This window comes from Vibrio sp. JCM 18905, from assembly GCF_055393305.1.
Genome location: NZ_AP043878.1, coordinates 340459 through 354382, shown reverse-complemented (window position 1 = coordinate 354382; position 13924 = coordinate 340459). Strand labels below are relative to the sequence as shown.

At 44.6% G+C, this 13924-nt stretch carries 12 protein-coding genes; 2 read left to right on the top strand and 10 right to left on the bottom strand.

The genetic code is table 11. The features are described 5' to 3' along the window. Nucleotides 1-4 precede the first annotated feature (4 nt). From ACZ5ZC_RS01385 to ACZ5ZC_RS01350, 8 genes are all read right to left on the bottom strand, one after another. Entirely contained in the window at nucleotides 5-763 is a 759-nt protein-coding gene (locus tag ACZ5ZC_RS01385) for a helix-turn-helix domain-containing protein (protein WP_464931677.1), read from the bottom strand. Next, a complete protein-coding gene (locus ACZ5ZC_RS01380) occupies nucleotides 764-1402 on the bottom strand; it encodes an HD domain-containing protein (RefSeq protein ID WP_054866977.1) in 639 nt (212 codons plus the stop codon). Between the two features lie 261 nt (nucleotides 1403-1663). Then, nucleotides 1664-2941, bottom strand: coding sequence for a cytosine deaminase (locus tag ACZ5ZC_RS01375; RefSeq protein ID WP_464931676.1), 1278 nt, complete (start codon nucleotides 2939-2941; stop codon nucleotides 1664-1666). A 9-nt stretch (nucleotides 2942-2950) separates the two neighbouring features. Continuing rightward, complete coding sequence (codB, locus tag ACZ5ZC_RS01370; protein ID WP_005373644.1) at nucleotides 2951-4189, bottom strand: cytosine permease; 1239 nt, start codon at nucleotides 4187-4189, stop codon at nucleotides 2951-2953. A gap of 805 nt (nucleotides 4190-4994) precedes the next feature. Then, nucleotides 4995-6341, bottom strand: a complete 1347-nt coding sequence (locus ACZ5ZC_RS01365) for a magnesium transporter (protein WP_005396363.1) — start codon at nucleotides 6339-6341, stop codon at nucleotides 4995-4997. Nucleotides 6342-6453: 112 nt separating this feature from the next. Further along, nucleotides 6454-7776, bottom strand: a complete 1323-nt coding sequence (locus ACZ5ZC_RS01360; protein WP_464931675.1) for an ABC1 kinase family protein — start codon at nucleotides 7774-7776, stop codon at nucleotides 6454-6456. 98 nt (nucleotides 7777-7874) lie between these two features. Further along, nucleotides 7875-9098 (bottom strand): HlyD family secretion protein, encoded by a 1224-nt coding sequence (locus tag ACZ5ZC_RS01355; protein WP_243328005.1) that lies wholly within the window; start codon nucleotides 9096-9098, stop codon nucleotides 7875-7877. Then, entirely contained in the window at nucleotides 9098-9424 is a 327-nt protein-coding gene (locus tag ACZ5ZC_RS01350) for an MFS transporter (protein WP_046875867.1), read from the bottom strand. Before ACZ5ZC_RS01350 ends, ACZ5ZC_RS01355 begins: the two co-directional genes overlap by 1 nt. A 107-nt stretch (nucleotides 9425-9531) precedes the next feature. Between ACZ5ZC_RS01350 and ACZ5ZC_RS01345 the strand changes: the two genes are divergently transcribed. Then, nucleotides 9532-10533, top strand: coding sequence for an AraC family transcriptional regulator (locus tag ACZ5ZC_RS01345; RefSeq protein ID WP_054866979.1), 1002 nt, complete (start codon nucleotides 9532-9534; stop codon nucleotides 10531-10533). Between the two features lie 85 nt (nucleotides 10534-10618). Here ACZ5ZC_RS01345 and ACZ5ZC_RS01340 read toward each other — a convergent pair whose 3' ends face one another. Then, nucleotides 10619-11308, bottom strand: a complete 690-nt coding sequence (locus ACZ5ZC_RS01340; protein ID WP_243328004.1) for a VV20781 family protein — start codon at nucleotides 11306-11308, stop codon at nucleotides 10619-10621. Between the two features lie 12 nt (nucleotides 11309-11320). Further along, nucleotides 11321-12862 (bottom strand): hypothetical protein, encoded by a 1542-nt coding sequence (locus ACZ5ZC_RS01335; RefSeq protein ID WP_464931674.1) that lies wholly within the window; start codon nucleotides 12860-12862, stop codon nucleotides 11321-11323. 366 nt (nucleotides 12863-13228) lie between these two features. Between ACZ5ZC_RS01335 and ACZ5ZC_RS01330 the strand changes: the two genes are divergently transcribed. After that, entirely contained in the window at nucleotides 13229-13921 is a 693-nt protein-coding gene (locus ACZ5ZC_RS01330) for a response regulator transcription factor (RefSeq protein WP_054866982.1), read from the top strand. Nucleotides 13922-13924: the final 3 nt, after the last annotated feature.

Sequence of the window (13924 nt, the reverse complement as noted above, 5' to 3'; positions counted from 1 at the left end):
GTTACTAATTTCGAGACTTCTGAGTAGGTTTTCTTTCCCATGGTTCAAACAGAGGGAACGTCCAGCGACGCATCGCAATAATCAGAGAGGTGCCGTGCTTTTCGTCCATATCGAGAGAGCTATCACTTTGGCAAGCCTGATAAAACTCATCGATGACCTTTTGCAGTTTCTGTTGCAGCTTCTTGTTGGTTGGTACACTCATCAGCCCTGTTGCCATGGAGAACTTTTCATCTTCACCAGAAAAGTAGCTTTGGAAAAAGGCGTCTTGAACTTGCTGTTGGAAGAACCGTTGAATAGGGCCGCCCATCTGCCACTTAAATGTCGGAGATATACGCAAACGAATTTTGTTATTTGGCTGCAAGTCGATGATGTTCAGACGATCCAACTGAGCCAGCTTTTGCACCAGTTCCAACTCATTGAAGGTGTATTGCTGAACGATTTGTTCAAACTGATAGCCACTTACCACACAGATCGCCACGAGTAGCAGGGCTTTATCGTCAACCAACTGCTTTTCTTGCTCTAACGTTAGCGACTCTAGACCTTTATTGTGCGCAGCCGCGAGCTTAAACAGTTCCGCCATTTCTAAACCAATCAATTGGCAAATGCGTTCTAAGCGTTCAAGGCTAATGTGTTGACCTTCAGCCAGTAACCGTTTGACGCTGCCTTCACTTAAATCAAGGTGTTGTGCAACATCGATGTAATGCAGCCCAGCTAACTTTAGCTGGCGTTTAAGCTCTTTAATTAACGTATGGCTTTCAGACACTTACGCGGTCACCTCATCGTGCAGCTGTTCTAGGTACGTTTGCATAAAGGCTTTACGTTTATTGGCTTCAAGTTTTGCAGACTCTGTGTTCATGGTTTCGGCGATTTTGAATAACTTGGTCTGGAAGTGATCCAGAGTGAATTGTTTGTCGTCGAGTTCTCGCTGTTGAGCAAAGATGTCTTTGTCATCGTAAAGTTGCGCATCAAACTCAGTGCTCACTTGTATACAGCGAGTAATGCCAATTGCGCCTAAAGCGTCCAGACGGTCGGCATCTTGAACGACTTTTGCCTCCAATGTGTTGGGTCTGATATTAGCGCTAAAGCTGTGTGCTTCTATCGCATGGGCAATGGCATCATGGTATTGCTGCGGATAATCGATACTTTCTAAAAACGCGACCGCTTTTTTGGCTGCAATGATTGAGCTCTGCTTGCGGTTTGGATGATCTTTCGGATAGGTAAAACAATCATGTAAATAGGCGGCGGGAAGCACAATAGATAAGTCGGCGCCTTCTTCCATAGCCAGTTTTTTTGCGGTGTTTACGACCCGTTGAACATGGCTTATGTCATGCGCCGCATCGACTTGCATCTCTTGCTGCATAAATTCCAAAAATTGCGATTCTATCTGGCTTAATAAGGTCATGAGTTATATCTACAACTAAAGTGAAGGCGGAAGTATGCCGAACGCAGAGAGGAATTTCCAAGTTCAATAGTGTAATTGAGATTTAGCCATCAGAACCTTATGCAACTTAGTGAGTTTCGGGTCATCTTAAATAGCATTTTTGTGCGTTCGGTTGGCTACTAAGGTGGTAAGACACAGAACAGCAGTGACGTTTGCCAATAGCAAAAGGGCCTGATGATTTCGTTAGACCCTTTTTCGTTTTAGTCGGTATTTTTACTAACCTTAGCGCTTGAACGTCACTTGCTCTGCTTGTTCAAGATGAATATGAGTCGTCGCAGGTTGCGTTTCTGCAAGGACTTTACCGTGACGAACCGAGTAGCGCACAGTCACTTGGCGACGTACTGCATCAAAGCCATTTTCAGCTGGAAGAATCAGAAGACTACCTGGTTTGCCTTCTTCAATTCCGTAATTGTCTTGAATGTTCAATGTGCGCGCTGAGTTGGTACTGATGAGATCTAGTGAGTTATTGATTTGCTCGTAACCCATGACCTGACATACATGTAGGCCCATATGCAGCACTTGCAGCATGTTTGCAGTGCCTAGTGGGTACCAAGGGTCAAATACATCATCGTGTCCAAAGCAGACGTTGATGTTGGCATTCAGCATCTCTTTCACTCGTGTTACGCCGCGACGTTTTGGGTAATCATCAAAACGGCCTTGTAAGTGAATGTTCACCAATGGATTTGCCACGAAGTTGATACCGGACATGCGTAATAAACGGAACAGGCGAGATGCGTATGCACCGTTGTAGGAACCCATCGCTGTGGTGTGACTGGCCGTGACTTTATTCCCCATATCAAACTTGTGCGCTAATGCTGCCAGTGTTTCAACGAAGCGAGATTGTTCGTCATCGATTTCATCACAATGCACGTCGATCAGACGGTCGTATTTTTGCGCTAATTCGAACACGTAGTGCAGCGATTCAATGCCATATTCGCGTGTGAATTCAAAGTGGGGAATCGCGCCAATCACGTCCGCCCCCAATTTGACGGCTTCTTCTAGCAGCTCTTTGCCATTTGGGTAAGAGAGAATACCTTCCTGCGGAAACGCAACGATTTGGATGTCTACCCACTCTTTCATCTCTTCACGCACTTCTACCATCGCTTTTAGGGCAATTAGGGTAGGGTCTGAAACGTCTACGTGAGTTCGAACGTGTTGTACACCGTTTGCGATCTGCCATTTTAAGGTTTGTTTTGCGCGCGTTTTCACGTCTTCAATCGACAGTATTTCTTTGCGCTCAGCCCAACGTTCAATACCCTCAAACAATGTGCCAGAGATGTTCCAGCTTGGCTCGCCAGCGGTTTGCGTTGTATCTAGGTGAATGTGTGGCTCGCAGAAAGGCGCCACCGCCATGCCGCCTTCAGCATCGATGGTATCACCGTTATGATTAAGCTCCACATCGTTGTTTTCAATGCGCTTGAATTGACCATCTTCAATCAAAATTTGCTGTAGACCTTCTTGTCCTTTTAGCGTTACGTTTTTGATCAGTAGTGTTGTCATGATGGTTCCTTACGCTGGCTGTGTAGCCAGTGCTTTTTTGTTAAGAATAGGATTAAGAATCAGGAAGCTAATTGCGCCGCCAAGTACAGCGTTAATCGGCACTACGCCAGGCAGGAAGTGTCCCGCACCAACGCCAATCACGACAGCGATAATGCCAGCCCAGTTAACGTTTTGGAATTGGGCGGCTTCAAAGTTTGCGTAGCGCTTACGGTTCGTGAAGAAGTCAGCGATGATCACGCCGCCAATCGGTGGAATTGCCAACGATAAGAAGGTTAGCCAGCCAACAAAGTTATTGTAGAGCCAGAGAGCGCAAAGTGTGCCAACAAGCCCGTTCGCCATCGAGATGTATTTACTTGGTAAGCCTGTGATGTTGGAAAATCCAAGACCCGATGCGTAGAGCGCGTTGTCGTTAGTCGTCCAAATGTTTAACCCAAGTACGATGATGGCAGGAATCAATAAACCTTGCGCAATCATCACTTCAGAGATGTCTGATTGACCAGTCACCGACGCACCTGCCGCGCCAAAGATAAACATTAACGAGTTACCGATGAAAAATGCCACCATTGTGATCATCACAGCGCTGCGCGGCTTTTTGCCAAAGCGCACGAAATCTGCCGTTAATGTACCAGCACTGACAAAAGAGCCGACAACCATCGCGAGAGCTATTGAAAAATCGAGTGGCTCGGTTGGTTGAACCTGTTGTAGTTCGCTAATACCGCCAACGCTATTTACTGCCTCGATGACAGAGTAGCCGCCAAGTAGCGCAATGGCAGGAACGGCAATTGCTGACAACACCATCAGTGCTGAGATGCCAAAGTAAACGGTCGCGGTCATGAGCAAACCGGAAACGAGGATCAATGTATTGGTATCGATGCCCGTTGCTTTATGCACCGGAATCGCAAACATCGCGACACCAACTCCAAACCACCCAACTTGAGTACCACCAAGAAGAGCAGAAGGAAGCCAAGATCCTTTAGAACCAAAAGAGAAACGAGCAAGAAGGTGAGTAGAGAGACCAGTAGAAGCGCCGATGTAACCGAGGAAAGAAGTGTAAATACCGAGGATTAGGTTACCGATGAGAACAGCGAGGAAAAAATCATTAAAGGAGAGCCCAGTACCGAGAGAACCCCCTGTCCACATACTTGCGGAGAAAAAAGTGAGTCCTAACATCACCATGGTTAGTGACGCCACGCCTTTTCTGGCCGTGTTGGGAACTGGTCCAAGACTGTAGTTATTGTCTCCAGCCATTATTACCTCCGCACATTGAAATATTAAATTATAGCACCTGGTTTTCAGGCAAACGGCGCGTATTATCGTGATGTAAATTTAATAGTCAATGATAAAATTGCAATTTAAACGTTTGCTTGATTTTTGGTTTCTGTTTTTTCTTTTAATAACAATGGCTTGGTTTTTAAGTTCTAAAAGTGAAAAGTTTATTTTTACGTATTTTCTATGATTTATAGACAGGTTTTCTATGTGAAATGAATATTTTGAATTGCTATTTGTTTTTATGGATTAAATTTATCTATAACTCTGGATTGTTCAGTCGATTTCTATGAAAAGAAAACGATTTCATGATGAGATTTTTGGTTTGGACGTTATTTGTTCTTTTTTGGGGTGTGTTTTCTTGGTTTTATTTTATGTAGGTGATTTGTTTTTGTTGAAGCTGGCATTTCTAATGGTTTAGTGGGCGAATATTTGAATTTTATAAACAGTAAACAATCTGTTGTGGGCAAGAAAAGTACAACCGAGCTCGGTCAGAGGATAAGAGAGCAATAGCCACATAAAAAAATAGCCAACCGCAAAGAGTGCGATTGGCTTATATACATGTGAACAAAATCAAGTTCACTAACAACGTCAGTTGGCTAGGTGACCCTCGGCTTAAGAAGGGTCGATTTATATAATGCAGTTACTGTGCCAACTTTAATATGCCCTAAAATACGTAGTTTCTGTGACATGCGTTGCTTAAAGTTTGAGTTTGTTTGCAATTTGCAACTGCGTTATGCAATTTGACTCTATTATGCTAATGATTGATTAATAAACAGTGGACTTTTTAGAGCATGACTAAACTCGCCGTCCCTAAAAAGGCGAAAAAACCAACTACATCTGTCACTGTTGTTAGAATCACCGAGCCAGCCAAAGCCGGGTCCAATTTAAACTTATCCAAAATAATGGGTATCAACACGCCAAATAAAGCAGCGGTAATAATGTTGACGATAATGGCCAGCGCGATGGTTCCACCTAAAACTGGCGATTGGAACCACAATCCGGCTAACCCGCCGATGATTAGCGCCCAAGCAATGCCGTTCAGTGAGCCAATACCCAGCTCATTTTTTAAGAATTTGAATCGGTTACCTGGGGTAATCTGATTGAGCGCCATCGCACGAACCATTAGAGTCAGGGTTTGGCTGCCTGCAATGCCACCCATCGATGCAACAATTGGCATTAGTACGGCCAAAGCCACCACTTGAGCAATCACGTCTTCAAATAGCCCGATAGTGACAGACGCTAAAATTGCAGTCAGCAAATTGATGCCCAGCCACACGCCGCGTTTTTGTGAGCTTTTTAATACTGGCGCAAACAAGTCATCGCCTTCATCCATACCAGTACCGGCCATTAAGCGCGCTTCGTAGATTTCACGTTGCGTACTCAATGCAAATTGCCAATCGACTTCACCAATCAGAGTTTGGTCTGCATCAGTCACAGGCAGAGCGGGCAGTGTGCTGTGCTCTAATGCTTCTACCGCTTCGGGAAGCATCATCTTACTGTCTAGCACCGTCACCGCTTCAATAACGAGTGTTTTCAAGCGAGTATCAGGATCACTACGTAAAATTTCGTAGTAATTGACTGTCCCTCGATACTGTTTATTACGGTTGATCAGGTAGACTTGTTGAGGCGTGTCGTAGCTATAGCGCTCCATTAACTGCTTAGCCGTTCCAATCGTAATATTAAAGGGCAGGGTGATGATTTTACGCTCAGCCCAGTGGCCGAGTTCTTCATCTTCATATTCGTTTGCCTGATCGTAAAGCTCTAACTCATCTTTTTCGATTAACGCGAGCGCTTCGTTGATGATCGACTCAGGCAACGAATCCGCCCATTCGATCAGCGATAAGTTATCAAGTTTAGCGAGGGTGAGTTTTAGCTCGACTTCAGATAATGCATTGATGATAGAAAAACGTACGTCGGCACGCATTTCCGTTAACACGTCGATATGCAGTTCTAGTGGCAAAGCTCGCCATAAGCGAACACGATCATCGATTGGAAAGGCTTCCAGAATTAGGGCGACTGCGCCAGGTTCGAGACCCGCTTCAATAGATTCATTGAGCGTTGCGACTTGATCCGCTTCTTCGGCTTGGCCAATTTGCTGGATTAGAGTGGAGAGATCTTGAAACTTGCTCACCGAGTACCCCGATAGTTAATTCGTTTTATGGAAGTATGGCATGTTATTGAGATGCACAACTATGCATCTTAACCTTGCTCAAGGTACTTGAAAGTAACAGAAAAACAATAGGCTATTCGCTGTTGATAGTGAGATATGGCTGTACCAATTGGCGAATGTTCACTTTTGCGCCAATTCTCGCTGCGAGCAAATACATGCCACCAATTTTACGATGTAAAAATAGGGCATCGGCAGGTGGGGTATGCCAGTACTCTTGTTCCATGCTCAAAATAGTGCCAGCTTCGCGAAGTTTTTGCGCTAAGCCACTGGCTTTAAAATCATATGGCTCATCAACTAACATGGGTTCACATGCCATTTTTACTAAATCGAGAATCGCTTGGCGCTGATCAGGTAAGATGGTTTGGCTGAAGAAGCCAATTTGTTCAAGCGCGTCATTCAAGCCTTGTTCGTCATTATTCATGACGGACGCAAAGGCTTGGCGATAGCCGGCACTGAATCGTTCGCTGTATTCGCGAGTTGCACCGAAATCTAACAAGCCGATTTGGCGAGTACTTTCAATGTACAAGTAATTGGCGAAGTTAGGGTCGGTTTGCACCATCTTGAATTCGAACAGCTCTCTGAACAGCAATTCGAGCAAACTGTGCATGACAAAATCTCGCGTACTTTGATCATAATGTTCGATGTGTTCAATGGGTACGCCGTCAATAAACTCCATGGCGAGAACGGAGTCTGAGCAACTTTCAGTGTGAATCTTTGGTACGACAAAATGAGGATGCTCCTTCAAAGCATTATGGTAACGAATCGCAAATTGCGCTTCTCGGGTGTAATCGGCTTCATCATGCAGTTGCTTTTTGGCTTCTTCTAGTAGCCCTTTGTAGTCTACGGATTCTGGAATCAACCCAACCACTTTAAGCAACGTACCTACGTTGTTTACGTCGCTATCGATACTTTTCCGTATGCCCGGATATTGCACTTTGACGGCTAGGTTATCGCCCGCATCGCTGTAGGCTTGGTGCACTTGTCCTATTGATGCACTGGCGATTGGTTTGAAGTTAAATGATAGAAACTCAGCTTTCCAACTCGTTCCTAGCGAACTTTCCATGACTCCGTTCAGTTGCTTTGCAGGCATTGGGTCTGCGTTGGAGCGAAGGCGGGAGAGAATATCTGCGAGTTCAGGTTCTAAAACATCACCAGCATCCATTGAGAGCATTTGACCAAGCTTCATTGCAGCGCCACGTAGGTGAGCAAGTTGGTCTGTCAACCGTGCGATGTTTTGTGGCGTCAGCAAGAGGTCTTTCGCTTTTGGTTTATTGCCTTTGGCGATTTGTTTCGTGCCTTCTGCAATCACATTGCCTGCGACACGGGTAGCAAGTGAAGCGAACTTGCTGAACCTTGAGATACGATGGGTAGGTAGGCTTCTTTCCTTTGCCGACATGAATCTTCTCCGCTATTTACTAACTAATTGTTATACGGGAAAAGGATGTGTTTGGATACAAATGAAAAAACCGCCAGCGAAACAGGCGGTTTGTGAGTTTAGATGGAGTAGAAGAAGTACAGCTGGGACTTCATTCGAATGATGATCCCGCGAATCACATCCAAGAAGGCCATGAAGCCTATCGGTTTTTCACCGCTGACCCATGCGAGGCCAACAGAGCCAACAGGAATGTCGTAGCCTTCTGGCTCATCAATCTTAAGACGAACAAAGTGGTGTTTGTTCTGTAAATTCTTTCCAGTGGTGACACGCACAGAATCATCGAAACCCAGCAGATTACCTTGTGACTCACCTGTTGCTTCAACAATGCCTTCGACGGTCGCTGAGAAGATCTTGCCTGGGTAAACGGACGAGGAGAATTCCGCAGGTTGACCCGGTTTGATGTTACGAATCGCCTGGTGGTTGACTCGCATCAGCACATACTTCTCGTTAGTGTACATATTAATACGTGGCATCATCGATACACGCTGACCTTCACGCAGGATAAAGTTGGTGACAAAGCCATCTGTTGGGGCATGAACTTTGGTGCTGTTCAAATCCCATTGCGCTTTTGCAATTTGCTCTTCAGCTTGGCGCAGTTCGGCTTGTTTGGTTTCAACTGCGAGCTCTGCTTTATGAATCGCCAGTTTTGCACGTGAAATATCGACTTGTTTCTTCTTAATTTGAGACTCAAGGGTTAACACGTTGTGACGTGCCATATCAACCGCACTCGATTGTTTGTCGATGTCGCTTTCCGTGATGGTGTTTTGCACCACTCGGTTTTGCTCAACATAACGATCTAGCATCTTTTTCTGCAATTTGTAGTCAACTTTCGCCGCTTCCAATTGGCTCTTTGATGTTTCTAGATCTTGCACCAATGCTTGATGATTCGCTTCTTCAATCTCGATGTCGCCTTTTGCCGTAGCTAATGCGACTCGTGCAGAATCGGCGGATACGCTCGCCTGATTTAATGCGATTTCGTATTGCGTTGGGTCAAGTTCATAAATAAGCTGACCTTCTTTAACTTGTTGATTTGGCTTAATGTAAATGTGGTCAACTTTACCCTTCACATTGGTTGAATCTGGACGCAATTGGATGTGTGGTGACTGCACGACAGAACCACCGGATAAATCCATCGGGGTGAAGTTAATCAAACCTACCCATACGAACATCAGCCAACTCAAACCGCCAAGATAAGCGAACGATTTGGTTGCTTTGTTCCAAGGCATGCCAACCAAACGCAGCAAATAGATGAAGAGAGCCCATACCGCTAAACCTTCTAACATTACGCTTCCTCTTTTGGCTGTGTTTCTGTTTGCGGTTTACTTCTCCATGTATCACGCAGATTGATGATGGCTTTTTCCATATCAACGAATGCAAAGATAACAGCTAGCACCCAAACCCAGTGCCAGACAAACCCTATCCAGGTGAGCGCAGTGATGAGCCCTATCTGATGATGGTCTTTGCTGTGCGCCTTATTAATTGGCAACTCATGGATTTTCCAAAAGCCGTAACACGCGCCCGCGACACTCGCGATTAAAACGACAGCAGCGACAACATGTAACGCCGTATCTGCGCCTGTACCGACAAATGGGACACTCAGTAAACTCATTAAACACTCCTCTATCAAACGGTTGGCGTATTGTGATCTGGATTTGATTTAGGTCTTTCTTTGTGACAGATTCAATCAATAGAGGATTGAATTTGATGTGATTGGTAATGAAGACGGTTCGATTTATTCGCGCGATGGGCATTCTAAACATGCATAACCTCGCGTTATCTAAATATAATTTGGGCTCGGATGAACTGGGGATTCCGTCGTCGGTATTTCACAACCCAATGACACTGATCCCGCTAAAAGCCGTCGCAGAATGGTATCGTTGTGTTGAACAAGCCAGTAGTGATCCAGATGTGGTTTTGAGTCTCAGCCGAGGTATTGAACTGCAAAAGCTTGGGCCTGTGGGACGCTGGCTATTTTCTGGGAATGATTTAGCCAGCGCGATTCGACGCGTTAATTATGGTGCGAGTAACTTACAATCTGGGGCATTTTTTGCTGGCGAACAGTCGGGCAAAATCATCAAATGGACTTACCACAATCCGTTTATAGAAACGTCAGTAAAGGTGCACGATAGTATCCGCTGTGCGGTATTTATGATTAAAGTGCTACGCGAATTTCTTGGTAAAGACTATCAGCCTTTGCGCGTCAAGATTTCAGGGTCGAGAAAAAATACTGAGCGATACCGGGAATATTTCGGCTGCGAGGTGGAATGGAGTCAGCCAAAAACAGAAATATGGATCCCGGGAGATGACCGATTAGCTTCCCGCCAAGTGAGCCATCGCGAGGACAGCCGTCTAGCGATGAGTTTTTCCGATTTGGATGATTTGCTTAATATGCCCGACCCAGAAGATGAGTTGAAAGTGATTTATGAAGTGGTGAACTACAGCAGTCATTATGGATTGCCAACGTTAGAGCGCGTTTCTTCTCTGCTTGATTTATCTGAACAGCAGTTTCAACGTCGTTTGCACAAATTAGGCCTCAACTTCTCGATGGTATCCGGCTATGTATTGAGTAATGTTGCGGCTGGGTTATTGAGTAAGCGCGTGAGTATTGATGACATAGCCATGCGCCTTGGTTACACCAATGTGGCGAGCTTCAATCGTATGTTTAAGAAACATCGTGGATTAACGCCCAAGCAGTATGCGGGAAGATTAGAAAAGTAATGCTTCACTTGTCTTTATGAAAACAAGCAATAAAAGCCCTCAAGGTAGAGGGCTTTGCTATTTTTGGTGTTGTTTAATGTAATGGCTATTTCTTAGGGCGCCAGCTTAGTGCACTTGCAACAGCGCCGATGGCAATCACATCCTTTTTTTGTTCACTAAGTTCTGGGAGCATTTGTACCGCAATGGTACCGTTCGTCTGTACAGCGGCAATTTCTTGTGTGCCTTCCTTAAAGCTATAACCCAATGGAATGTCTACCGCCATCATGGCGTCGGGACTAGTATGTACGGTTTCTACATTAAAGTGGGTGCTGCCAATACGCACTACGCCAGTCTCTTTTTTCTCAAAGCTGATGTCGATGAGAGCGGATTTTGGCTCCATCGCAAATTCTCCCACTTTGACGCCATCTTGGGTGATATCACAGGTGTAAGGATCATTCCCACCAAAATCGACGCCCATGTAGTTAACCGACATACCGCCTCCAGAGCAGCTCAGAAGCCAAGTTTCCCCGTTGTCGATACGAGTAACTTCTGCGCCCATCGCACCTTCTTTGAAAGAGATATGGTTAAACCAACTTGAGTTAGAAGCACTGCGTGAATAGTTGCCTTTGTACTTACCAGCAAAATCAAAATGACCATCTGCACCGAATCCCCAAAAATCTCCGTCGGTTTTGATCAGCATTTCTGGTTGTGCTTTTACGGCATCAGTACGATCCATGACAGCTAGGCCACCACAACCTACAAGGAGTAGGGGAGCGAATAGAGTAAGTTTCTTCATGTTTTTCATCGTTTATAGCTCGGTTACATCTAAGATTTGGTCGGTGAATTGGATCTTTTGAATGTCGTACAACTCATCCGAGCCTGTACTCGGGCACTTAACAGAAACGCTCTTTGCTTTGATAACAGTACATTCTGCCAGTTTGTGTGGCACGATATAGGTGTTGATACCACCTTCACCATAAATGCTGTTGTCTTTGCTGTTGCCTTCAAAGGTATTGTTTTGGTCATTACCGATGACATTCATTGCGTCGTCGCCAATGATCTTCACTCTTGTCAGCCACTGAGATTTGTAGGTGTATGCTTCTATCAAGCCGTCTTTGTTGGGAGCCATACGGAAGGTAGGCACTGTGCCTGGATTTGTCTTTTCTGTGTAAAGTTTGACGCCCGCAGAGTCGATGTTCGCGGTGTATTGCAAGTATCCGTGGAATAAGCCGCTGATCCAATCAACGGCTTGTGGATCTTGAGTTTGCATTTCTTCACGTGTTAATGCTTGGTAGCCATCTAAACCTTGTCCGTTTGCTTTTGCTACACCCATGTAAGCTTCAAAAGCGGCAGCAAAGTATTCGTGAGAATATGAAGGGCCCGTTTGTTTAACACTTTCAGGATCGAAGTCGTCCGATTTCCAATCGTCCCAGTCATACTGAGTTGGGCGCCACACCGTCGGTTTGCCCGCTTGAATATCGTTATAGATTTTTAACGCATGAGCTTGAATGTCATTTTGCAGTGCCGCAGTCCCCGTGTTAGGTGCAATACCTTGCGCTTGGACCAAGTGTAAAATTTCTTCAAAAGCGGCGTCTCGTTCGGCTTTTTTACCAAGATTGGCACAGTAATCGGCAAAATTACTCATGTAATGGCAATCGCCTTCAACTGTCAGTTCTCGATACATCAAAGATTGGCTGTTCCTTAGCCAGTTTGGTGTTTCTTTACTATTTACTAATGTTGCCACGATAGATGTGACAAGTGTATCCATATCATCTTCGTTAAGTACCATCATGCTTACAACAAACTTTTCTAGAGAACTCGTATCAAAAGAGTGTGCTAAGCCCGAGTTTGTCACTGCATCGTTCAGTTTGTCTTGGCGAATCAGTTCGTTGATAAAGATTTTGGTTAACATCTCATCATTCTGTTCGTCGTTTTCGGTCAGCATTAGTGTGGCATCACGCTCGGCTAATGTCTTAGCGATACGAGACTTGTCAGCGCCGTACTTAGAGTCTGGTTGGTTTGTGAGAAGGTGTTGGATGATTTTGGCTGCACGAAAGATTTTTTCATTATTCGCACCGTCATCAACAGCCACAATGTGAAATGCATCATTGTTATTTGCTTCAGAAAGGGAGATTTTCACATAGTGGGTGAAGCCCGCATCAGCAGCCACTTTTAACTTGGCTGGAAGCTCTGTAGAAACGACAGTTGGGATTGTGACAGTGCTCAATGTTGGCGCTGGTGGTGTTGGAGGTGTCGTTGTCGATGGTTTCGAATTAGATTCACTGCCGCCGCAAGCAGTTAGACTTATCGCGCAAAATATGGCTAAAGGTGTTAATTGGGAATATCTCATTTCATGTTACTCGTAGACTTTATTAGAGCAAGAAACTTAGAAGCAACATAAAGTCCTGTCTATATAAGCAAACAAAGTCATATATATCGATATTGTTTTTTGGTAAGGACTATCATTCGATATATTTAAAAATGTAGTAGATTTTTATTCCGAAATTTATTTTTTATGTGAAGCTATATTCTGCTAATAAATAAAACATCAGGTTATTGCATGGTTTTAGGGGCGTGGAATGATTAGGATTATCGTATATGTATGGTTTGTAAGCGTATGTAAGCCCGCTTTTTATTAAAATTATCATTTAAGTGGGTTGCGCAGTATAGGACGAGCGATATACTCCCTCCATCATATTGGTGGAGTAAATGATTCATGGTGGGCAATACAATCTTACTGGTAGAAGACGACTCTGAGATTGCTCGATTAACCAAAATGTACCTCGAAGCCGAAGGCTATACAGTAACTGTTATCGACAACGGTCAAAATGCATTAGAAACGATTCGCGGGCTCAATCCGGACCTAGTGCTGTTAGATTTGATGTTGCCGGGAAAAAATGGCGCAGAAATATGCCAAGAGGCACGTAAATTTTATCATGGGATTATCATTGTTTTGACTGCAACCGATGATGAAATGAGCGAGGTGAGCTTATTTAAGTTCGGTGCTGATGATTACCTTACCAAACCGATAAAAGGCAATATCCTTCTCGCCCGTATTGAAGCGGCGCTACGTCGCTATCGTCGTCAAGTTGATACCGTTGAAGAAGAAAAGCTGAGCCGATATGGCATTAGCCTTTGTCTTCGTCGCTCCCAAGCATTTTATTTGCAAAAAGATATTGGTTTAACGAGCTCTGAGTTTGAAATTCTAGAGCTCCTGATGCTGAATGTCGATAAGCCAGTATCTCGTGAATCATGTTGCCGTCTTGCCAGAGGCATTGAATACTGCATTACTGATCGTTCGACTGATATGCGTATATCCTCACTAAGGAAGAAATTCTCTAAGGCTCATATCCATACCGCTACCATTAAGACCATACGTCACCACGGCTATATGCTGACAGGTAAATGACGC

Coding starts and splice junctions, on each gene's coding strand:
- ACZ5ZC_RS01360 (WP_464931675.1), bottom strand. CDS start 7,776: ATGTCGGCAAAGGAAAGAAGCCTACCTACCCATCGTATCTCAAGGTTC.
- ACZ5ZC_RS01355 (WP_243328005.1), bottom strand. CDS start 9,098: ATGTTAGAAGGTTTAGCGGTATGGGCTCTCTTCATCTATTTGCTGCGT.
- ACZ5ZC_RS01350 (WP_046875867.1), bottom strand. CDS start 9,424: ATGAGTTTACTGAGTGTCCCATTTGTCGGTACAGGCGCAGATACGGCG.
- ACZ5ZC_RS01375 (WP_464931676.1), bottom strand. CDS start 2,941: ATGACAACACTACTGATCAAAAACGTAACGCTAAAAGGACAAGAAGGT.
- ACZ5ZC_RS01380 (WP_054866977.1), bottom strand. CDS start 1,402: ATGACCTTATTAAGCCAGATAGAATCGCAATTTTTGGAATTTATGCAG.
- ACZ5ZC_RS01330 (WP_054866982.1), top strand. CDS start 13,229: ATGGTGGGCAATACAATCTTACTGGTAGAAGACGACTCTGAGATTGCT.
- ACZ5ZC_RS01340 (WP_243328004.1), bottom strand. CDS start 11,308: ATGAAGAAACTTACTCTATTCGCTCCCCTACTCCTTGTAGGTTGTGGT.
- ACZ5ZC_RS01335 (WP_464931674.1), bottom strand. CDS start 12,862: ATGAGATATTCCCAATTAACACCTTTAGCCATATTTTGCGCGATAAGT.
- ACZ5ZC_RS01345 (WP_054866979.1), top strand. CDS start 9,532: ATGAAGACGGTTCGATTTATTCGCGCGATGGGCATTCTAAACATGCAT.
- codB (WP_005373644.1), bottom strand. CDS start 4,189: ATGGCTGGAGACAATAACTACAGTCTTGGACCAGTTCCCAACACGGCC.